The organism is Streptomyces sp. SPB074 (assembly GCF_000154905.1).
Taxonomy (GTDB): Bacteria; Actinomycetota; Actinomycetes; order Streptomycetales; family Streptomycetaceae; genus Streptomyces.
The window spans coordinates 2596648-2617572 of sequence record NZ_GG770539.1 but is presented as its reverse complement, the minus strand read 5'-3'; the positions used below and the strand labels follow the sequence as shown (position 1 = coordinate 2617572).

Annotated in this window: 17 protein-coding genes and 1 tRNA gene; 14 read left to right on the top strand and 4 right to left on the bottom strand. The window is 70.6% G+C overall.

Annotation, left to right across the window (positions count from 1 at the left end):
* The coding region (locus tag SSBG_RS10620; RefSeq protein WP_106429324.1) for a UDP-N-acetylmuramate dehydrogenase at window positions 1-965 on the top strand (965 nt) is incomplete at its 5' end.
* Window positions 966-1029: 64 nt separating this feature from the next.
* On the opposite strand, the gene SSBG_RS10615 is transcribed toward SSBG_RS10620, so the two are convergent.
* On the bottom strand, window positions 1030-1668 hold the full coding sequence (locus SSBG_RS10615; protein WP_008746159.1) for an NAD(P)-dependent oxidoreductase: 639 nt from the start codon (window positions 1666-1668) through the stop codon (window positions 1030-1032).
* A 104-nt stretch (window positions 1669-1772) separates the two neighbouring features.
* Here SSBG_RS10615 and SSBG_RS10610 point away from each other — a divergent pair, with 104 nt between their 5' ends.
* Window positions 1773-2405 (top strand): TetR/AcrR family transcriptional regulator, encoded by a 633-nt coding sequence (locus tag SSBG_RS10610; protein WP_008746158.1) that lies wholly within the window; start codon window positions 1773-1775, stop codon window positions 2403-2405.
* A gap of 118 nt (window positions 2406-2523) precedes the next feature.
* Window positions 2524-3195: a DsbA family protein gene (locus SSBG_RS10605; protein WP_037869439.1), complete on the top strand. Its 672-nt coding sequence runs from the start codon at window positions 2524-2526 to the stop codon at window positions 3193-3195.
* A gap of 18 nt (window positions 3196-3213) precedes the next feature.
* Here the strand turns inward: SSBG_RS10605 and SSBG_RS10600 are convergent, their stop codons facing one another.
* Window positions 3214-4272 carry an adenosine deaminase gene (locus SSBG_RS10600; protein ID WP_037869438.1) on the bottom strand — a complete coding sequence of 353 codons (1059 nt, stop codon included), beginning with the start codon at window positions 4270-4272 and terminating at the stop codon, window positions 3214-3216.
* A gap of 142 nt (window positions 4273-4414) precedes the next feature.
* Window positions 4415-5641: a pyridoxal phosphate-dependent aminotransferase gene (locus tag SSBG_RS10595; RefSeq protein WP_008746155.1), complete on the bottom strand. Its 1227-nt coding sequence runs from the start codon at window positions 5639-5641 to the stop codon at window positions 4415-4417.
* 193 nt (window positions 5642-5834) lie between these two features.
* Here SSBG_RS10595 and SSBG_RS10590 point away from each other — a divergent pair.
* The 11 genes from SSBG_RS10590 to SSBG_RS10540 all read left to right on the top strand — a co-directional run bounded on the left by SSBG_RS10590 (window position 5835) and on the right by SSBG_RS10540 (window position 20297).
* Window positions 5835-5907, top strand: a tRNA-Trp gene (locus SSBG_RS10590).
* 110 nt (window positions 5908-6017) lie between these two features.
* Window positions 6018-6296, top strand: coding sequence for a preprotein translocase subunit SecE (gene secE, locus SSBG_RS10585; protein ID WP_008746154.1), 279 nt, complete (start codon window positions 6018-6020; stop codon window positions 6294-6296).
* An 83-nt stretch (window positions 6297-6379) separates the two neighbouring features.
* Window positions 6380-7327: a transcription termination/antitermination protein NusG gene (nusG, locus tag SSBG_RS10580; protein WP_037869435.1), complete on the top strand. Its 948-nt coding sequence runs from the start codon at window positions 6380-6382 to the stop codon at window positions 7325-7327.
* A 215-nt stretch (window positions 7328-7542) separates the two neighbouring features.
* A complete protein-coding gene (rplK, locus tag SSBG_RS10575; RefSeq protein WP_007823169.1) occupies window positions 7543-7977 on the top strand; it encodes a 50S ribosomal protein L11 in 435 nt (144 codons plus the stop codon).
* 93 nt (window positions 7978-8070) lie between these two features.
* Window positions 8071-8793, top strand: coding sequence for a 50S ribosomal protein L1 (gene rplA / locus SSBG_RS10570; protein ID WP_008746152.1), 723 nt, complete (start codon window positions 8071-8073; stop codon window positions 8791-8793).
* Between the two features lie 142 nt (window positions 8794-8935).
* The gene (locus SSBG_RS10565) at window positions 8936-9601 is read left to right on the top strand and encodes a hypothetical protein (RefSeq protein WP_037869434.1); all 666 of its coding nucleotides are present in this window, start codon (window positions 8936-8938) and stop codon (window positions 9599-9601) included.
* A gap of 81 nt (window positions 9602-9682) precedes the next feature.
* Entirely contained in the window at window positions 9683-10684 is a 1002-nt protein-coding gene (locus SSBG_RS10560; protein WP_106429323.1) for a hypothetical protein, read from the top strand.
* Window positions 10685-11035: 351 nt separating this feature from the next.
* On the top strand, window positions 11036-11566 hold the full coding sequence (rplJ, locus tag SSBG_RS10555) for a 50S ribosomal protein L10 (RefSeq protein ID WP_008746149.1): 531 nt from the start codon (window positions 11036-11038) through the stop codon (window positions 11564-11566).
* Between the two features lie 115 nt (window positions 11567-11681).
* Window positions 11682-12062, top strand: coding sequence for a 50S ribosomal protein L7/L12 (gene rplL, locus SSBG_RS10550; protein ID WP_037869433.1), 381 nt, complete (start codon window positions 11682-11684; stop codon window positions 12060-12062).
* A 690-nt stretch (window positions 12063-12752) separates the two neighbouring features.
* Window positions 12753-16241, top strand: a complete 3489-nt coding sequence (rpoB, locus tag SSBG_RS10545; protein ID WP_037869431.1) for a DNA-directed RNA polymerase subunit beta — start codon at window positions 12753-12755, stop codon at window positions 16239-16241.
* A gap of 141 nt (window positions 16242-16382) precedes the next feature.
* Window positions 16383-20297 carry a DNA-directed RNA polymerase subunit beta' gene (locus tag SSBG_RS10540; RefSeq protein WP_008746145.1) on the top strand — a complete coding sequence of 1305 codons (3915 nt, stop codon included), beginning with the start codon at window positions 16383-16385 and terminating at the stop codon, window positions 20295-20297.
* Between the two features lie 93 nt (window positions 20298-20390).
* Here the strand turns inward: SSBG_RS10540 and SSBG_RS10535 are convergent.
* A partial coding sequence (locus tag SSBG_RS10535; RefSeq protein ID WP_106429322.1) for an NAD(P)/FAD-dependent oxidoreductase occupies window positions 20391-20925 on the bottom strand: 535 nt, incomplete at its 5' end.

The following is a 20925-nucleotide window of genomic DNA, read 5'->3' as shown; positions in this document are numbered from 1 at the left end:
CCGAACTCGTCGAGACCGTCCGCGCCGCCGACGCGGCCGGCGAACCACTGCTCGTGATCGGCGGCGGCAGCAACCTCGTCATCGGGGACAAGGGCTTCGACGGTACGGCGCTGCGCGTCGCGACGAGCGGCCGCACCCTCGAAGGGACCCGGCTCGAAGTCGCCGCCGGGGAGGACTGGGGCGAGACCGTCGCCGCCTCCGTCGCCGCCGGGCTCGCCGGGATCGAGTGCCTCGCGGGCATCCCGGGATCAGCGGGGGCCACCCCGATCCAGAACGTCGGCGCCTACGGCCAGGAGGTCGCGCAGCGCGTCACCGAGGTCCTCGCCTACGACCGCGCGTGCGGCACGACGGTGACCGTCCCGGCCGCCGAGTGCGGGTTCGCCTACCGCTGGAGCCGGTTCAAGGCGGAGCCCGAGCGGTGGATCGTGCTGCGCGTGCGGTTCGCCCTGGAGGACGCCGGCGGGCTCTCCGCCCCGGTGCGTTACGCGGAGACGGCCCGCGTGCTCGGCGTCGGGACCGGCGAGCGCGTCCCGCTCGCGACCGCCCGCGACACGGTCCTCCGGCTGCGCGCGGGCAAGGGCATGGTGCTCGACCCCGAGGACCACGACACGTGGTCGGCGGGCTCCTTCTTCACCAACCCGCTGCTCACCGAGGCCGAGTTCGCCGCCTTCCTCGCCAAGGCCCGCGCCCGCCTCGGCGCGGACGTCGCGCCCCCCGCCTTCCCGGCGGGCGAAGGGCTCACGAAGACCTCGGCCGCCTGGCTCATCGACAAGGCCGGCTTCACCAAGGGCTACGGGAACGGCGCCGCCCGCATCTCCACGAAGCACACGCTCGCCCTGACCAACCGGGGCGCGGCCAGCACCGAGGACCTGCTCGCGCTGGCCCGCGAGGTCGTGGCGGGCGTCCGGGACGCCTTCGGCGTCGAACTCGTCAACGAGCCGGTCATGGTGGGCGTGGGGCTGTAGGCGGCACCGCGCGGTGGGAGCCTGCGCACCCACCGCGCGGCCTTCCCCCGGCCGCCGCGGCAGGTCAGTCCGCGACGCCCAGCGCGTGGCCCGCGAGAGACGGGTCCGCCGCCGCCGCGAGCATCGCGTGGGCGACGTTCGCGCGGCTGATCGTGCGGCTCTTCGGTGGGTTGGCGTCCACGGCGGTGCGGTACGCGCCGGTGAGCGGCCCGTCCGTCAGGCGGGGCGGGCGGACCGGGGTCCAGTCGGTGCCGCTCTCGCGCAGCAGCCGCTCCATCGCGCGCAGGTCCTCGTAGACCGGCTTGAGCAGCGTGTCGATCATGCCGAGCACCGCGCGGTCCAGGAAAGCCGTGTCCCGCGAGGGCGGGGCGAGCGGAGCCGCGCTCACCACGACCAGCCGCCGCGTCCCGGCCGCCTCCATCGCCGCCAGGACCGTCCGCGTCAGCCGCTCCGCGAGCCCCGTACGCGCCTGCGCCTTGTTCGAGGCGCCGAGCCCCGAGAGCACCGCGTCCCGCCCGGCCACCGCCCCGGCCAGTTCCCCGGACGCCTCCAGCCCGGACCGTACGACCTCCAGCCCCGCGCCGCGCGCGTCCAGTCGCGCCGGGTCGCGGACCACCGGCGTCACCTCGTGCCCCGCCGCGAGCGCCCGGCGCACCGCCTCGCCGCCCACACCGCCGGTCGCTCCGAACACCGTCAGTCTCACGATCTTCCCCCTCGCTCGGGTGGGTGAGTGCTCACTCACCCCCACAATGGGGACACCACGGGCCCCGCGTCAAGGAGCCGGGCCCGGACCGGGGAGGGGAAAGCATGAGTGAGCGCCAGGACCGACAGCCCTCCGGCGAGCCCGCGACGGCACCCGCCCGCACCCGGATGCTCGACGCGGCGTTCCGGCTGATGCGGGAAGCCGGGCTCGTCGGCGCCACGACGAAGGAGATCGCGCGCGCCGCCCGCTGCTCCGAGGCGGTGCTCTACAAGTACTTCGGCAGCAAGGAGAACCTCTTCGTCGAGGTCCTGCGCACCCGCCTGCCCCGCCTCGACCCGCCCGCGGCCGGCGGCCCCGAAGCCGTCCGCGCGGTCCTCGCCGCCTACTGCCGCCGCGCGGTCGCCTTCTACGCCGAGACCTTCCCCATCGCCGGTTCCCTCTACGCCGAACCGGCCCTGCGCGCCCGCCACTTCGAGGTCCTGCGCGAACTCGGCGCGGGCCCGCACCTCCCGCTGCGGCACCTGGAGGAGTACCTGCGCGCCGAGCGGGACGCCGGCCGGATCGACGCCGCCGCCGACCCGCGCGCCGCGGCCGCGCTGCTCCTCGGCGCCTGTGCCCAGCGCGCCTTCGCGCACGAGGCCACCGAGACCGGGCGGCCTCCGGAGAGCGACGAGGAGTTCGCGGAGGCGATCGTGGCGACGCTGCTCGGGGGTCTCGCCGCGGACGCGCGGGGGTGATCCTCTAAGCTCACCGGGCGCGGCCGGGGGGCCGGGCTCCTAGGCGTTCCTTGGGGGGAACCTGATGCGGCTGCGTCCGTGGCGTGCTGTGCTGTCCGTTTGCTGTGCCTTGCTGGTGATGAATGGCGCCGCCGCCTGCGGGAACGCCGCCCAGGCCGGGAAGGACGAGTCCGAGCTGCGGCGGCCCGTCGGCGGACCCGTGCCCGAGAGGCTCGACGCGGACGGCACCACTATCCACGTCGGGCGGAAGGGGGCCACGGGCACCATGCATCTCTACGAGGACCCGCGCTGCCCCGTCTGCAAGGTGTTCGAGGGCTCGCCCGGAGCCCGGGTGCTGCGCGACAGCACCGAGAGGGGCTACGTGAGCACCGACTACACGCTCGCCTCCTTCCTCGACGACGGCCTCGGCGGCGGGGGCTCGAAGCGCGCGGTCAACGCGCTCCGCGCCGCCCTGGAGGAAGGGCACTTCGCCGCGTACCACGAAGTCCTCTACGCCCACCAGCCCGAGGAGAGCGTGGACGGCTTCACGACCGCGCGGCTCCTCGCGCTCGCCTCGAAGGTCGAGGGCCTGCGCGGCCCCGCGTTCGACAAGGCGGTCCGCACCATGCGGTACGCGGATTTCGTCGCCGCTTCCGAGGCCGCGATGGAGCGGGACGGCATCCGGGGCACCCCGTCCTTCGTCCTCGACGGCGAACTCGTCGCGAACGGGACGGACGAGACGGTCACCACGGAGACCGGGATGAACCTCACGCTCATCACGCGCGGGCAGGAGCAGTTCGGGCAGTTCTAGGACGTGTCCGCACAGGGCCTAGACGGCCAGCCAGTCGTCCACCCGGGCCAGCAGCTTCTCGCGCACGTCCGCCGGGGCGGCCGAGGCACGCACCGACTGCCGGGCCAGCTCCGCCAGTTCGGCGTCGGTGAAGCCGTGGTCCGCGCGGGCGATCTCGTACTGCGCCGCGAGCCGCGAGCCGAACAGGAGCGGGTCGTCGGCACCGAGCGCCATCGGGACCCCGGCGTCGAAGAGCGCGCGCAGCGGCACGTCCGCCTGCTTCGTGTAGACACCGAGCGCCACGTTCGACGCCGGGCACACCTCGCACGTCACGCCCGCGTCGGCGAGGCGCCGCAGCAGCGCGGGGTCCTCGGCCGCGCGCACCCCGTGCCCGACGCGCGCCGCGTGCAGGTCGTCCAGGCAGTCCCGTACGGAGGCGGGGCCCGCCAGCTCGCCCCCGTGCGGCGCCGCGAGCAGGCCGCCCTCGCGGGCGATGGCGAAGGCGCGGTCGAAGTCGCGGGCCAGCCCGCGCCGCTCGTCGTTCGAGAGCCCGAAGCCGACCACGCCCCGGTCGGCGAAGCGCACCGCGAGCCGGGCCAGGGTCCGCGCGTCGAGCGGGTGCTTCATCCGGTTCGCCGCGACCAGGACGCGCATCCCGAGCCCGGTGTCGCGCGAGGCGGCGGCGACCGCGTCGAGAATGATCTCCAGGGCCGGGATCAGCCCGCCGAGCGCGGGCGCGTACGAGGTCGGGTCGACCTGGAGCTCCAGCCAGCCCGAACCGTCCCGCACGTCCTCCTCGGCCGCCTCGCGAACCAGCCGCTGGATGTCCTCGGGCGCGCGCAGGCAGGCCCGGGCGGCGTCGTACAGGCGCTGGAAGCGGAACCAGCCGCGCTCGTCGGTGGCGCGCAGCCGCGGCGGCTCGCCCGAGGTGAGGGCGTCGGGGAGGCGGACCCCGTACTTGTCGGCCAGTTCGAGCAGCGTCGAGGAACGCATCGACCCGGTGAAGTGCAGGTGCAGATGCGCCTTCGGCAGTTCGGTGAGGTCCCTGGTCCCGTCCCTGACCACCCCGGCGCGGGGGTTCACGTGCATACGCTCCATTCGTAGATCCTGCCGCACGCGGGCGGCCACCCGGTAGCCGGTTACCCCATCGAGCACTTGCCCGAACGCCTGCCCGGATACGGCGGCGGGCCCCCGCCCCGTGAAGGGAGGGGGCCCGCCGGGGCCTGGCGAGGGCGGCGCGTCAGTCCTTCGCCTCGGCGAGGAGCTTCTGGAGGCGGCCGACGCCCTCGATGAGGTCCTCGTCCCCGAGCGCGTAGGAGAACCGCAGGTAGCCCGGGGTGCCGAACGCCTCGCCGGGCACCACGGCGACCTCGACCTCGTCGAGGATGAGCGCGGCCAGCTCGACCGTGTCGGCGGGGCGGCGGCCCCGGATCTCCTTGCCGAGCAGGTCCTTGACCGAGGGGTACACGTAGAAGGCGCCCTCGGGCTCGGGGCAGACGAGGCCGTCGATCTCGTTGAGCATCCGCACGATGGTGCGGCGGCGGCGGTCGAACGCCTCGCGCATCTCGGCGACCGCGTCGAGGCTGCCGGAGACGGCGGCGAGCGCGGCGGCCTGCGAGACGTTGCCGACGTTCGAGGTCGCGTGCGACTGGAGGTTCGTCGCGGCCTTGATGACGTCCTTGGGGCCCACGACCCAGCCCACGCGCCAGCCCGTCATCGCGTACGTCTTGGCCACGCCGTTCACCACGACGCAGCGGTCGCGCAGCTCGGGCACGATCGCCGGCAGCGAGGTGAACGTCGCGTCCCCGTAGACGAGGTGCTCGTAGATCTCGTCCGTGAGCACCCACAGGCCGTGCTCGACGGCCCAGCGCCCGATCGCCTCGGCCTCGGCCTCCGGGTAGACGGCGCCCGTCGGGTTCGAGGGGGAGACGAAGAGGAGCACCTTGGTGCGCTCGGTGCGGGCCGCCTCCAGCTGCTCCAGCGTGACGCGGTAGCCGGTCGTCTCGTCGGTGGCGACCTCGACGGGCACGCCGCCCGCGAGCCGGATCGACTCGGGGTACGTGGTCCAGTAGGGGGCCGGGACGATGACCTCGTCGCCCGGGTCGAGGATCGCGGCGAACGCCTCGTAGATGGCCTGCTTGCCGCCGTTGGTCACGAGCACCTGCGAGGCGTCGATCTCGTAGCCGGAGTCGCGCAGGGTCTTCGCGGCGATCGCGGCCTTCAGCTCGGGCAGCCCGCCCGCCGGCGTGTAGCGGTGGTTGCGCGGCTCGCGGCACGCCTCGACGGCGGCCTCGACGATGTACGCGGGCGTGGGGAAGTCGGGTTCACCCGCGCCGAAGCCGATGACCGGACGCCCGGCGGCCTTGAGGGCCTTGGCCTTGGCGTCGACGGCGAGGGTCGCGGACTCGGAGATGGCGGCGATGCGCGCGGATACCCGGCGCTCGGTGGGAGGGGTTGCAGCGCTCATGTCCCCATCGTTCCAGACCGGGAACATCCCGGGCACCGGGGTTTGCGGATCGAGACGGGGCCGGGCTCGCGGAACAACGCGTTCGACCTGAGAGCCCGGAACACGTATGCTCTCTCCTCGTTGGCCCATGGCGGACCGGGTCCGCGCAGGCACTTAGTGTCTGCGGACGGATGCGGTACGTTGGGGCGGGCAAAGGGTCGTAGCTCAATTGGTAGAGCACTGGTCTCCAAAACCAGCGGTTGGGGGTTCAAGTCCCTCCGGCCCTGCTTCACACACCTTCGGGTATGTGTGCGCATGTGTACGTACAGTCATTGCACCGCCGTGCGGCTCCCCCGGGTGCGGTACGGCACCCGACCGGGAATTCAGGTGAGGACACGTGACGGACGCCGTGGGCTCCATCGATACGCCTGATGCCCAGGACGAGGCCCCCCGCCCCAAGAAGAAGGGCGGCAAGCGCGGCAAGAAGGGCCCCCTGGGCCGGCTCGCGCTCTTCTACCGGCAGGTCATCGCCGAGCTCCGCAAGGTCGTCTGGCCCACGCGCGGACAGCTCTCGACGTACACGACCGTCGTCATCGTCTTCGTGGTGATCATGATTGGCCTCGTCACCGTGGTCGACTACGGATTCTCGCAGGCCGCCAAGTACGTTTTTGGCTGAGCCGACGTGCACAATGCGGAGGGCGCCGTACTCGGCGCCCCTTTCGCGTGTTCCACCCCTATGTATCAGGAAGAAGCAGCGACGTGTCTGACCCGAACCTGAACGGCGCCGACCAGCCCGCGCACGAGGGCCCGGCCTCCGCCGAGGACGTTCTCGGCGCCGGGGCCGAGGGCGCCGTGGAGCCGGAGCAGGCCGCGGCTGCGGAAGCCGAGGCCGAGACCGAGTCCACCGCGGGCGGCGCGGAAGCCGCCGAGGCGGAGCAGGCCGAGCAGGACGCCGAGGGCACGGCGCGGGACGCGGCCGACGAGGCCGCGGACGCGGAGACCGGCGAGGACGGGACCGCCGAGGCGGAGACCGCCGGGGAGGAAGCGGCCGGGGAAGAGGCCGCCGAGGAAGCGGCCGGGGAAGAGGTGGTCGACCCCGTCGCCGCCCTCCGCGAGGAACTGCGCACGCTGCCCGGCGAGTGGTACGTCATCCACACGTACGCCGGTTACGAGAACCGCGTGAAGACGAACCTGGAGCAGCGCGCCGTCTCGCTCAACGTCGAGGAGTTCATCTTCCAGGCCGAGGTGCCGCAGGAAGAGGTCGTCCAGATCAAGAACGGCGACCGCAAGACGATCCGGCAGAACAAGCTCCCCGGCTACGTCCTCGTCCGCATGGACCTCACCAACGAGTCCTGGGGCGTCGTCCGCAACACCCCCGGCGTCACCGGCTTCGTCGGCAACGCCTACGACCCGTACCCGCTGACGCTGGACGAGATCGTCAAGATGCTCGCCCCGGAGGCGGAGGAGAAGGCGGCCCGCGAGGCGGCCGAGGCCGAGGGCAAGCCGGCGCCGCAGCGCAAGGTCGAGGTCCAGGTCCTCGACTTCGAGGTCGGCGACTCGGTCACCGTCACCGACGGCCCCTTCGCGACCCTCCAGGCGACGATCAACGAGATCAACGCCGACTCCAAGAAGGTCAAGGGCCTCGTGGAGATCTTCGGTCGCGAGACCCCGGTCGAGCTGAGCTTCGACCAGATCCAGAAGAACTGACCCCGGGCGGCGCCCGCGCGGGCGCCGTGCCGCACAGGCTTCCGGCAGGTCACAGGGGGTACGGGGCGACCCGGCACCACCTGTGACCTGCCGGTTTTTGAGCGTACAGCGATACCCGTTACCGTTGTGCGGTATGCCTCCATCCGGTGGAACCGTGGAAAACCGGTCGCCGCGGATGAGGGCTGAACACTTCTCACCAGGACCCGGAGAGAGCAATGCCTCCCAAGAAGAAGAAGGTCACGGGGCTTATCAAGCTCCAGATCCAGGCCGGTGCCGCCAACCCGGCCCCGCCGGTCGGCCCCGCGCTGGGTCAGCACGGCGTCAACATCATGGAGTTCTGCAAGGCCTACAACGCCGCGACCGAGTCGCAGCGCGGCTGGGTCATCCCGGTCGAGATCACGGTCTACGAGGACCGCTCCTTCACCTTCATCACGAAGACCCCGCCCGCCGCGAAGATGATCCTCCGCGCCGCCGGTGTCGAGAAGGGCTCGGGCGAGCCGCACAAGACCAAGGTCGCCAAGATCACGGACGCCCAGGTCCGCGAGATCGCCCAGACCAAGATGGAAGACCTCAACGCCAACGACATCGACGCCGCCGCGAAGATCATCGCCGGTACCGCGCGTTCGATGGGCGTGACCGTCGAGGGCTGAGCCCGCGGCAGGGCCCGCCGGGCCCGCAGACCTCTTGTGGCAGGACGAGCGCCGTCCGGACCACAACTCCGCAACAGAACACCAGGAGCAGTAGTGAAGCGCAGCAAGTCCCTCCGGGCTGCCGACGCCAAGATCGACCGGGAGCGCCTGTACGCGCCCCTGGAGGCGATCCGGCTGGCCAAGGAAACCGCCACCACCAAGTTCGACTCGACCGTCGAGATCGCCTTCCGCCTGGGTGTCGACCCGCGCAAGGCCGACCAGATGGTCCGTGGCACCGTGAACCTCCCGCACGGCACCGGCAAGACCGCCCGGGTCCTGGTCTTCGCGACCGGTGACCGTGCCGAGGCCGCGCGTGCCGCGGGCGCCGACATCGTCGGCGCCGACGAGCTCATCGACGAGGTCGCGAAGGGGCGTCTGGACTTCGACGCCGTCGTCGCGACGCCGGACCTCATGGGCAAGGTCGGCCGCCTCGGCCGCGTGCTCGGCCCGCGCAGCCTCATGCCGAACCCGAAGACCGGCACCGTGACCCCCGACGCGGCCAAGGCCGTCAAGGAGATCAAGGGCGGCAAGATCGAGTTCCGCGTCGACAAGCACTCGAACCTCCACTTCATCGTCGGCAAGTCGTCCTTCTCGGACGAGCAGCTCGTCGAGAACTACGGCGCCGCGCTGGACGAGATCCTTCGTCTCAAGCCGTCCGCCGCGAAGGGCCGCTACATCAAGAAGGCCGTCGTGAGCACCACGATGGGCCCCGGCGTCCCCGTCGACCCCAACCGCACCCGCAACCTCCTCACCGAGGAGGACCCGGCCTCCGTCTGAGCCCCTGGCTCCAGCCGGTGACCGCGTCGCGGACGCGCAGCCTCGAAGGCCCCGCACCCCTTTCGGGTGCGGGGCCTTCGCGCGCTCTGTTCCCGCGCCGTCGCGCGTGCTTGGCTGGGGCGGTCGAGGCGAGGGGGCGGACGTGCGCGGCTGGGGACGGAGTGCGACGGCGGCGCTCGCGGGCTGCCTGCTGCTCGCGGGATGCGGGACCTCCCGGGGCGCCGCGGAGCCCGGCGGCGGGGCGCGCGGGGAGGCGGCCCGGGTGCTGCGCGCGGCGGTGCGCGCGACGGAGGCGGCCGGCTCGGCCCGTACGGAGTCGCTCACCGAGATCGAGGGGGAGCGGACCCGCAGCCGGGGTGCGCTGGACTGGTCCGGGAAGCTCCACGGGCGGCTGCGGGTGGGGGTGGGCGGCGACCTGGTGCTGCGCGACGGCGAGGCGTGGGTACGGCTCGCGGCGCCCGTGGACGGGAAGCGGTGGGTCCGCCAGCGGGCCGGGACGGACCTCGAACCGGCCGCCTCGCTGCGGCTGCTCCTGCGGGCGGCCGACGCGCACCGGGCGGGCCGGGCGCGGGTGCGGGGCGTCGTCACGACGCACTGGGCGGGACGCGTACGGGCCGCGGAGTCGGCGCGGGTGCGGGAGGCGGGCGTCGCCGCGCAGAGCGTGGACGTGTGGCTGGACGCGCGGGGACGGCTCGTGAAGCGGGTCGAATCGGGGCGCGGGAAGGCGGGGGTGGTGCGGGTGACGACGTACTGGAGCGGGTTCGGCGCCGGGGTGCCGGTGCCGGAGGTACCGGGCGGGCGGAACTGAAACGGGCTTCGGGGCTGTCCTACCCCTCGGGTAATGTGCGGGAAAAATCGGGGACGCACAGGGAAAGCTTGGGGTGGGGACATGAGCGGGACAGCTTGGAGCCGGGGGCGTACGGGGCGCGTCGTGGGTGCCGCGATCGCGGTGGTGCTGCTCGGCGGGGCCGCGACGGCCTGCGACGGGGGCGACGACGAGAAGAGCGACGCGAAGCCGGCCGCGGAGAAGTCCTCGTCCGCCCCGGCCAAGGACGTGGACCCGCAGACGGCGTTGAAGGCCGCCTCGGAGAAGGTGAGCGCCTTCAAGTCCGTCACCGTCGACATGACGACGAAGGCCCCGGCGGGGACCGCCGGAGTGGGCGGCGCGGCCGCCACGAAGGGCAAGCTCGGCTGGGACCCGCTGTCCATGGACATGGTCGTGAAGACCGGCCAGGCCGAGGCCGGGATGCCCGCCGAGCTCCCCATGAAGTGGGACGGCGGCGTCATGTACATGGACATGGGCGCGGAGGGTGCCGCCGAGCTGGACGGCAAGCGCTGGATGAAGATCGACCTCGCCGCCGCGGCCAAGGCCGGCGGTGCCGGGGACGCCATGAAGCAGTTCGACCAGCTCATGGGCTCCTTCAACCAGGGGCCCGCGATGCAGATCGACATGCTCCGTGCCGCCGAGGGCGTGAAGTACGTCGGCACCGAGAAGATCGGCGGTGTCGAGGCGAAGCACTTCCGCGGCACGGTGGCCGGTGACGCGCTGCTGGACACGGAGGGCGCGCTCAAGGGCCTGGACGCCGAGACGCGGAAGCAGTTGCGGGACAGCTACGAGAAGTCCGGCGTGAAGTCGCAGGACACGGACCTGTGGATCGGCGCCGACGACCTGCTCGTCCGCGCGGACAGCAAGGCGGTCACCAAGGACGGGGCGCTCACCACGAAGACCTTGTACTCGGACTTCACGGGCGTCCTCAAGGTGACCCCGCCGCCCGCGGGGCAGACGATGGACCTCATGAAGATGCTCCAGGGCATCGGTGACCTCACGAAGGACGGCGGCCCGAGCGACGCCGACATGAAGGAGCTGGAGGACGCCCTCGGCGACATGTGACGCCGTGGCGCGGGCCCGTCCGGGCTCGCCGGCGTGTGGGCCCGCCGGGGGCGATTTGCTCCGGGCGGGCCCGCTCCCGTACTCTCACTCCCGTAGCCGAAGACCGCTGGTCGCCCCCGTGCCGCAAGGCGTGGAGGCCGAAGGACTCGCAGATACGCGAGCGGCCCGCGCAGGTGCGAATGAGGACCGCAGCTCCCGGACGTCCAGTCCGGTCGAGCCACGCCCCGAGCGCCCTGCGCCGGGGCGTTTCGTTGTTCCTCACCCCCCTTCCGTTCCCGGTGGTCCACGGCTCGTGTGCGGCTGATCGCGAGGTCAGTCGAAGCTCATCACCCCGGAAGGAGGCCGAGGCACATGGCGACCGCTGACAAGGTCGATGCCGTCGAGGAGATCACGGAGAAGCTCCGTAACTCCAACGCCGCCGTCGTTACCGCGTACACGGGTCTGTCCGTCGCGCAGCTCAAGCAGCTGCGTCGTTCTCTCGGCGAGAACGCTCAGTACCGTGTGGTGAAGAACACGCTGACCAAGATCGCGGCCAAGGAGGCCGGGTTCTCGGAGCTGGACGAGCACCTCAAGGGCTCGACGGCCGTCGCTTTCGTCACCGGTGACCCGGTCGAGGCGGCGAAGGGTCTCCGTGACTTCGCCAAGGACAACCCCGCGCTTGTCATCAAGGGCGGTGTTCTCGACGGCAAGGCGCTCTCCGCCGACGAGATCAAGAAGCTTGCGGACCTTGAGTCCCGCGAGGTTCTGCTGGCCAAGCTGGCGGGCGCCATGAAGGGCAAGCAGTCGCAGGCTGCCGCGCTCTTCCAGGCGCTTCCCTCGAAGTTCGTCCGCACCGCGGAGGCGCTTCGTGCCAAGAAGGCCGAGCAGGGCGGTGCCGAGTAATTCGGCTCGTTTTCTGACCCGAGCCCGCTGAGCGGGCGACGGTCGACGCGGGCCGTACGTACGCCCGCCGACATGTACATCCGGCACCAGCCGAAGAGTGGAAGGACCCGCCATCATGGCGAAGCTCAGCCAGGAAGAACTTCTCGCCCAGTTCGAGGAGCTCACGCTCATCGAGCTCTCCGAGTTCGTGAAGGCGTTCGAGGAGAAGTTCGACGTCACCGCCGCCGCGCCGGTCGCCGCCGCCGTGGGCCCGAGCGCCCCGGCCGCCGAGGCCGCCGAGGAGCAGGACGAGTTCGACGTCATCCTCACGGGTGCCGGCGACAAGAAGATCCAGGTCATCAAGGTCGTGCGTGAGCTGACCTCGCTGGGTCTCAAGGAGGCCAAGGACCTCGTGGACGGCACCCCGAAGCCCGTCCTGGAGAAGGTCGACAAGGCCGCTGCCGAGAAGGCCGCCGAGTCCCTCAAGGGCGCCGGCGCCTCCGTCGAGGTCAAGTGACCCGAGGTCCGCGAGGACCTTTTCGCACGCGTCCGGCGCGGCCCTGTGAGGGGCCCGCACGGGCACGTACGAGCGAAGGCTGCCCCGGCCGGATGACGGCCGCGGCAACCGATCCACGACGTTTTCACCCTGAGGTGTAACGCCGAGGGCTCGAAGGGCGATCACCCAACCGGGTGGTCGCCCTTCGGCGTTGCCGTGGCGGGTGCTGCGGGCCTCCGCCCCCTGCGGGTAGGGTGATCTTCGTTGTGCGCCCGGCGTCCCCGGGCCGGGCCTCCAGGGGCCTCGCGGCGGCCGGGCGGCCGGAGGCCGGCGGGGGCACAGGGCCTTGACGAACGGCACGCAGCGCGCAATTCTCAGGACGCGTCGTCACAACGATCCTCGAATCCGAGGCATGGATCGGTGGCGAAGAGGGCAGTATCGGAGTGCGTCGGCAGGCGCACGGAACGCGTAGGAGTTGTGATCAGCGAGGGTCTCGCGCATCCGGGAGAAAACCCGGACTGGACATCAGTGGGCCATATGGCTACACTGTCCCTTTGCGCTGCCTGTTAGCTGCCTCCTGCCCGTCACCAGGGGCATCCCCGAGCCGAGCACCGATCGAAGACATACGCCCTGACCAGGGCTTTCCCTCGGTGCGTCCAGCCCGGGACCGGTACGCGCGTAGTGAGTCCGAGCCCTCGGAAGGACCCCCTCTTGGCCGCCTCGCGCACTGCCTCGACCGCACAAACGAACAACGCCGCCAGCACCGCCCCGCTGCGCATCTCTTTCGCAAAGATCCGGGAGCCTCTTGAGGTTCCCAACCTGCTCGCCCTCCAGACCGAGAGCTTCGACTGGCTGCTCGGCAACGACGCCTGGAAGTCCCGCGTCGAGGCGGCCCTCGCGGGCGGCATGTCCGTCCCCACCAAGTCCGGCCTGGAGGAGATCTTCGAGGAGATCTCCCCGATCGAGGACTTCTCCGGGTCGATGTCGCTGACGTTCCGCGACCACCGCTTCGAGCCGCCGAAGAACTCCATCGACGAGTGCAAGGACCGCGACTTCACGTACGCGGCGCCGCTCTTCGTCACCGCCGAGTTCACCAACAACGAGACCGGCGAGATCAAGTCCCAGACGGTCTTCATGGGCGACTTCCCGCTCATGACCAACAAGGGCACCTTCGTCATCAACGGCACCGAGCGTGTCGTGGTCTCGCAGCTGGTCCGCTCGCCGGGCGTCTACTTCGACTCCTCGATCGACAAGACGTCCGACAAGGACATCTACTCCGCCAAGATCATTCCCTCCCGGGGTGCCTGGCTGGAGATGGAGATCGACAAGCGCGACATGGTCGGTGTCCGCATCGACCGCAAGCGCAAGCAGTCGGTGACCGTCCTGCTCAAGGCGCTCGGCTGGACGACCGAGCAGATCCTGGAGGAGTTCGGCCAGTACGAGTCGATGCGCGCCACCCTGGAGAAGGACCACACCCAGGGCCAGGACGACGCGCTCCTCGACATCTACCGCAAGCTGCGCCCGGGCGAGCCGCCCACCCGTGAGGCCGCCCAGAACCTCCTGGAGAACCTCTACTTCAACCCGAAGCGCTACGACCTCGCGAAGGTCGGCCGCTACAAGGTCAACAAGAAGCTGGGTTCGGAGGCGCCGCTGGACGCCGGCGTCCTCACCACCGACGACATCCTCGCCACGATCAAGTACCTCGTGCAGTTGCACGCGGGCGAGACCGAGGCGAGCGTCGGCGACGAGGGCAAGACGATCGTCGTCGAGACCGACGACATCGACCACTTCGGCAACCGCCGCCTGCGCAACGTCGGCGAGCTGATCCAGAACCAGGTCCGCACGGGTCTCGCCCGTATGGAGCGCGTCGTGCGCGAGCGCATGACGACCCAGGACGTCGAGGCGATCACCCCGCAGACCCTCATCAACATCCGGCCGGTCGTCGCCTCCATCAAGGAGTTCTTCGGCACCAGCCAGCTGTCCCAGTTCATGGACCAGAACAACCCGCTGTCCGGGCTGACGCACAAGCGTCGTCTGTCCGCGCTCGGCCCGGGTGGTCTCTCCCGTGAGCGGGCCGGCTTCGAGGTCCGCGACGTGCACCCGTCCCACTACGGACGCATGTGCCCGATCGAGACCCCGGAAGGCCCGAACATCGGCCTGATCGGCTCGCTCGCCTCCTACGGCCGCGTCAACGCCTTCGGCTTCGTGGAGACCCCGTACCGCAAGGTCATCGAGGGTGTCGTCACCGACGACGTCGACTACCTGACGGCCGACGAGGAGGACCGCTTCGTCATCGCCCAGGCGAACGCGCCGCTCACGGACGACCTCCACTTCGAGGAGGCCCGCGTCCTGGTGCGCCGCCGCGGCGGCGAGGTCGACTACGTCCCCGGCGACGACGTCGACTACATGGACGTCTCGCCGCGCCAGATGGTGTCCGTCGCGACCGCGATGATCCCCTTCCTGGAGCACGACGACGCCAACCGCGCCCTCATGGGCGCGAACATGATGCGCCAGGCCGTGCCGCTGATTAAGTCCGAGGCCCCGATCGTCGGCACCGGCATGGAGTACCGCTCCGCGACCGACGCCGGCGACGTGCTCAAGGCCGACAAGGACGGTGTGGTCCAGGAGGTCTCCGCGGACTACATCACGACCGCGAACGACGACGGCACGTACACCACGTACCGCCTCGCGAAGTTCTCGCGCTCCAACCAGGGCACCTCGGTCAACCAGAAGGTCATCGTCAACGAGAACGACCGGGTCATCGTCGGCCAGGTCCTCGCGGACGGTCCCGCGACCGAGAACGGCGAGATGGCGCTCGGGAAGAACCTTCTCGTCGCCTTCATGCCCTGGGAGGGTCACAACTACGAGGACGCGATCATCCTGTCGCAGCGCCTCGTGCAGGACGACGTCCTCTCCTCGATCCACATCGAGGAGCACGAGGTCGACGCCCGTGACACCAAGCTCGGCCCCGAGGAGATCACCCGGGACATCCCGAACGTCTCCGAGGAGGTCCTCGCCGACCTCGACGAGCGCGGCATCATCCGCATCGGTGCCGAGGTCATCGCCGGTGACATCCTCGTCGGCAAGGTCACGCCCAAGGGCGAGACCGAGCTGACCCCCGAGGAGCGCCTGCTGCGCGCGATCTTCGGCGAGAAGGCCCGTGAGGTCCGCGACACCTCGCTCAAGGTCCCGCACGGCGAGATCGGCAAGGTCATCGGCGTCCGCGTCTTCGACCGCGAGGAGGGCGACGAGCTGCCCCCGGGCGTGAACCAGCTCGTCCGCGTCTACGTCGCCCAGAAGCGCAAGATCACCGACGGCGACAAGCTCGCCGGGCGCCACGGCAACAAGGGCGTCATCTCCAAGATCCTGCCGGTCGAGGACATGCCGTTCCTGGAGGACGGCACCCCGGTCGACATCATCCTGAACCCGCTCGGCGTGCCCTCGCGCATGAACCCGGGCCAGGTCATGGAGATCCACCTCGGCTGGCTCGCCAGCCAGGGCTGGGACGTCTCCCAGGTCCCCGAGGACTGGGCGCAGCGCCTCCAGGCGATCAGCGCCGACCAGGTCGAGCCCCGCACCAACGTCGCGACCCCGGTCTTCGACGGTGCCCGCGAGGACGAGCTGGCCGGTCTCCTGGAACACACCATCCCCAACCGCGACGGGGACCGGATGGTGCAGCCCACCGGCAAGGCCCGGCTCTTCGACGGCCGCTCCGGCGAGCCGTTCCCGGACCCGATCTCGGTCGGCTACATGTACATCCTCAAGCTCCACCACCTCGTGGACGACAAGCTCCACGCGCGCTCGACCGGCCCGTACTCGATGATCACGCAGCAGCCGCTGGGTGGTAAGGCGCAGTTCGGTGGCCAGCGCTTCGGTGAGATGGAGGTGTGGGCGCTGGAAGCGTACGGCGCCGCCTACGCCCTCCAGGAGCTCCTGACGATCAAGTCCGACGACGTGACCGGCCGCGTGAAGGTCTACGAGGCCATCGTCAAGGGCGAGAACATCCCCGAGCCCGGCATTCCCGAGTCCTTCAAGGTGCTTATCAAGGAAATGCAGTCGCTCTGCCTGAACGTGGAGGTGCTGTCCTCGGACGGCATGTCCATCGAGATGCGCGACACGGACGAGGACGTCTTCCGTGCCGCAGAAGAGCTCGGTATCGACCTGTCCCGGCGCGAGCCGAGCAGCGTCGAAGAGGTCTGACGGGCCCACCCGGCCCCGCCGGACGCACCCCGACAAGGGGCGGCGCCGGCGGGCCGGGTGGTGACCCCAGCCCCGGACGACCGGGGCGCAGGACCCCGTACAGACCACCTTTGACACAACCCTGAGAGGGATTGACGCATAGTGCTCGACGTCAACTTCTTCGACGAGCTGCGGATCGGCCTTGCCACCGCGGACGACATCCGGACCTGGTCGCACGGCGAGGTCAAGAAGCCGGAGACCATCAACTACCGCACCCTCAAGCCGGAAAAGGACGGGCTCTTCTGCGAGAAGATCTTCGGCCCCACCCGGGACTGGGAGTGCTACTGCGGCAAGTACAAGCGTGTCCGCTTCAAGGGCATCATCTGTGAGCGCTGCGGCGTCGAGGTCACTCGCGCCAAGGTGCGCCGCGAGCGCATGGGCCACATCGAGCTCGCCGCTCCGGTCACGCACATCTGGTACTTCAAGGGCGTGCCCTCGCGCCTCGGGTACCTGCTCGACCTGGCGCCGAAGGACCTGGAGAAGGTCATCTACTTCGCCGCGTACATGATCACGTACGTGGACGAGGAGCGCCGCACCCGCGACCTGCCCTCCCTGGAGGCGCAGGTGCAGGTCGAGCGCCAGCAGGTCGAGAACCGGCGCGACTCGGACCTGGAGGCCCGGGCCAAGAAGCTGGAGAACGACCTCGCCGAGCTGGAGGCCGAGGGCGCCAAGGCCGACGCGCGCCGCAAGGTGCGCGAGGGTGCCGAGCGCGAGATGAAGCAGCTCCGTGACCGCGCCCAGCGCGAGATCGACCGCCTCGACGAGGTGTGGAGCCGCTTCAAGAACCTCAAGGTCCAGGACCTGGAGGGCGACGAGCTGCTCTACCGCGAGCTGCGTGACCGCTTCGGCACGTACTTCGACGGCTCGATGGGCGCCGCCGCGCTCCAGAAGCGCCTGGAGTCCTTCGACCTGGAGGAGGAGGCCGAGCGCCTCCGCGAGATCATCCGCACCGGCAAGGGCCAGAAGAAGACCCGCGCCCTCAAGCGGCTCAAGGTCGTCTCGCCGTTCCTCCAGACCGCCAACAGCCCCAAGGGCATGGTCCTGGACTGCGTCCCGGTCATCCCGCCGGACCTGCGTCCGATGGTGCAGCTCGACGGTGGCCGCTTCGCGACCTCCGACCTCAACGACCTGTACCGCCGCGTCATCAACCGCAACAACCGCCTCAAGCGGCTTCTCGACCTCGGCGCGCCCGAGATCATCGTGAACAACGAGAAGCGGATGCTCCAGGAGGCCGTCGACGCGCTCTTCGACAACGGCCGTCGCGGCCGCCCGGTCACGGGCCCCGGCAACCGTCCGCTCAAGTCGCTCTCCGACATGCTCAAGGGCAAGCAGGGCCGCTTCCGCCAGAACCTCCTCGGCAAGCGCGTGGACTACTCCGCGCGTTCCGTGATCGTCGTCGGCCCGCAGCTCAAGCTGCACCAGTGCGGTCTGCCGAAGGCGATGGCGCTGGAGCTGTTCAAGCCGTTCGTGATGAAGCGCCTGGTGGACCTGAACCACGCGCAGAACATCAAGTCGGCCAAGCGCATGGTCGAGCGCGGCCGCACCGTCGTGTACGACGTCCTCGAAGAGGTCATCGCCGAGCACCCGGTGCTGCTCAACCGTGCCCCGACCCTGCACCGCCTCGGCATCCAGGCCTTCGAGCCGCAGCTCGTCGAGGGCAAGGCCATCCAGATCCACCCGCTCGTCTGCACCGCCTTCAACGCGGACTTCGACGGTGACCAGATGGCCGTGCACCTGCCGCTCTCCGCGGAGGCGCAGGCCGAGGCCCGCATCCTGATGCTGTCCTCGAACAACATCCTCAAGCCGGCCGACGGCCGCCCCGTCACCATGCCGACCCAGGACATGGTGCTCGGCCTCTTCTTCCTCACCACGGACGAGGAGGAGCGCAAGGTCATCGGCGAGGGCCGGTCCTTCGGCTCGACCGCCGAGGCGATCATGGCCTTCGACGCCGGGGAGCTCTCGCTCCAGGCGAAGGTGGACATCCGCTTCCCGGTCGGGACCATGCCGCCCCGCGGCTGGACCCCGCCGGAGCCGGCCGAGGGCGAGGACGACTTCGGCACCGCCGAGTACCAGCCGGGTGACTCCTTCCGGCTGCGTACGACGCTTGGCCGGGCGCTCTTCAACGAGCTCCTCCCCGAGGACTACCCCTTCGTCGACTACTCGGTCGGCAAGAAGCAGCTCTCGGAGATCGTCAACGACCTCGCCGAGCGCTACCCCAAGGTGATCGTCGCGGCGACGCTGGACAACCTCAAGGCGTCCGGCTTCTTCTGGGCGACCCGTTCCGGTGTCACCGTCGCCATCTCGGACGTCGTCGTCCCCGAGGCGAAGAAGGGCATCGTCGCCCAGTACGAGGCCGAGGACGAGAAGGTCCAGAAGCAGTACGAGCGCGGCCTGATCACCAAGGACGAGCGCACCGGTGAGCTGATCCGGATCTGGACCCGGGCGACCAACGAGGTCGCCGAGGCGATGAACGAGAACTTCCCGAAGACGAACCCGATCGCCATGATGGTGAACTCGGGCGCCCGAGGGAACATGATGCAGCTCCGTCAGATCGCCGGTATGCGTGGTCTGGTGTCGAACGCCAAGAACGAGACGATCCCGCGTCCCATCAAGGCGTCCTTCCGCGAGGGCCTGTCCGTGCTGGAGTACTTCATCTCCACGCACGGTGCCCGTAAGGGTCTCGCCGACACCGCCCTGCGTACCGCCGACTCCGGGTACCTCACCCGTCGTCTGGTGGACGTCTCGCAGGACGTCATCATCCGCGAGGAGGACTGCGGCACCGACCGCGGTCTGCGCCTCAAGATCGCCGAGCGCGGGGCGGACAACGTCCTGCGCAAGACGGAGGACGTCGAGACCAGCGTGTACGCGCGCTGCCTCGCCGAGGACGTCGTCGTCGGGGACGTCGTGCTGGCCCCGGCCGGTACCGACCTCGGTGACGTGCTCATCGACGAGCTGGTCCGCCACGGCATCGAGGAGGTCAAGACCCGTTCGGTCCTGACCTGCGAGTCCGCCGTCGGTACCTGCGCGATGTGCTACGGGCGTTCGCTCGCCACCGGCAAGCTCGTGGACATCGGTGAGGCGGTCGGCATCATCGCCGCCCAGTCCATCGGTGAGCCCGGCACCCAGCTCACGATGCGTACCTTCCACACCGGTGGTGTGGCCGGTGACGACATCACGCAGGGTCTGCCGCGTGTGGTCGAGCTCTTCGAGGCCCGTACCCCGAAGGGTGTCGCCCCGATCTCCGAGGCCGCGGGCCGGGTCCGCATCGAGGAGACCGAGAAGACCAAGAAGCTCGTCGTCACCCCGGACGACGGCAGCGAGGAGACCGCTTACCCGATCTCCAAGCGCGCCCGTCTGGAGGTCGGCGAGGGCGATCACGTCGAGGTGGGCCAGAAGCTCACCGTGGGTGCCACCAACCCGCACGACGTGCTCCGCATCCTCGGCCAGCGCGCGGTGCAGGTGCACCTCGTGGGCGAGGTCCAGAAGGTCTACAACTCGCAGGGTGTGTCGATCCACGACAAGCACATCGAGATCATCATCCGGCAGATGCTCCGCCGCGTGACGATCATCGAGTCGGGTGACGCCGAGCTGCTGCCCGGCGAGCTGGTCGAGCGCTCGAAGTTCGAGTCCGAGAACCGGCGCGTCGTCACCGAGGGCGGTCACCCCGCCTCCGGCCGTCCGCAGCTCATGGGTATCACCAAGGCCTCGCTCGCGACCGAGTCGTGGCTGTCGGCGGCGTCCTTCCAGGAGACGACCAGGGTCCTCACCGACGCGGCGATCAACGCCAAGTCGGACTCCCTGATCGGCCTCAAGGAGAACGTCATCATCGGTAAGCTCATCCCGGCCGGTACGGGTCTGTCCCGCTACCGCAACATCCGGGTCGAGCCGACCGAGGAGGCCAAGGCCGCGATGTACTCGGCCGTCGGCTACGACGACATCGACTACTCGCCCTTCGGCACCGGGTCCGGCCAGGCCGTCCCGCTGGAGGACTACGACTACGGGCCCTACAACCAGTAGGACCGGCAGCCGGAATGACGAACGGCCGTCTCGCACCCTCGGGTGCGGGGCGGCCGTTCGCCGTGTCCGCGGTACCCCCGCGCGGCGGCGGGGTCAGCGCTCCGGGTCGTACGGGGCGATATCGAGGCCCGGGTCCTCGCCGAGGGCGAGGCGGGCCGCCACCGTGCCCGCGTACGGGCCGATGGTGAGCCCCGAGGGACCGAGCCCGTTCAGGACGACGAGGCCGGGCAGGTGCCCGACGGGCCCGAGCTGGGGGCGGCCGTCCGGCGACATGGGGCGCAGTCCCACGCGGGTCTCCAGGAGGGTGGCCCCGGCGAGCCCGGGCGCCACCGCGAGGGCGCTCGTGAGCACGTCGGCGAGGCCGCCCGCCGTCAGGCGCGGGTCGTAGCCGCTGCCGGTCTCGCGGGTCGCGCCGACGACGACGCGGGAGCCGTCGAAGGCGAGGAGGTAGTGGGCGCCCTCGGGCAGCACGACGGGCCAGGCGGAGGTGTCGGTGCCGGGCAGCGCGAGATGGACGATCTGGCCGCGCTGCGGGGCCACCGGGACGCGCGCGCCCACCGGTTCCAGGACGCTCGGCGCCCAGGCGCCCGCCGCGACGCCCAGCGGCGTCCGCGTCGAGCCGTTCCCC

Bases quoted from the DNA above. Each gene is read 5' to 3' on its own strand.
- SSBG_RS10610 (WP_008746158.1), top strand. From the start codon at position 1,773: ATGAGTGAGCGCCAGGACCGACAGCCCTCCGGCGAGCCCGCGACGGCA.
- SSBG_RS10605 (WP_037869439.1), top strand. From the start codon at position 2,524: ATGAATGGCGCCGCCGCCTGCGGGAACGCCGCCCAGGCCGGGAAGGAC.
- SSBG_RS10600 (WP_037869438.1), bottom strand. From the start codon at position 4,272: ATGGAGCGTATGCACGTGAACCCCCGCGCCGGGGTGGTCAGGGACGGG.
- SSBG_RS10595 (WP_008746155.1), bottom strand. From the start codon at position 5,641: ATGAGCGCTGCAACCCCTCCCACCGAGCGCCGGGTATCCGCGCGCATC.
- rplK (WP_007823169.1), top strand. From the start codon at position 7,543: ATGCCTCCCAAGAAGAAGAAGGTCACGGGGCTTATCAAGCTCCAGATC.
- SSBG_RS10560 (WP_106429323.1), top strand. From the start codon at position 9,683: ATGAGCGGGACAGCTTGGAGCCGGGGGCGTACGGGGCGCGTCGTGGGT.
- rplJ (WP_008746149.1), top strand. From the start codon at position 11,036: ATGGCGACCGCTGACAAGGTCGATGCCGTCGAGGAGATCACGGAGAAG.
- rplL (WP_037869433.1), top strand. From the start codon at position 11,682: ATGGCGAAGCTCAGCCAGGAAGAACTTCTCGCCCAGTTCGAGGAGCTC.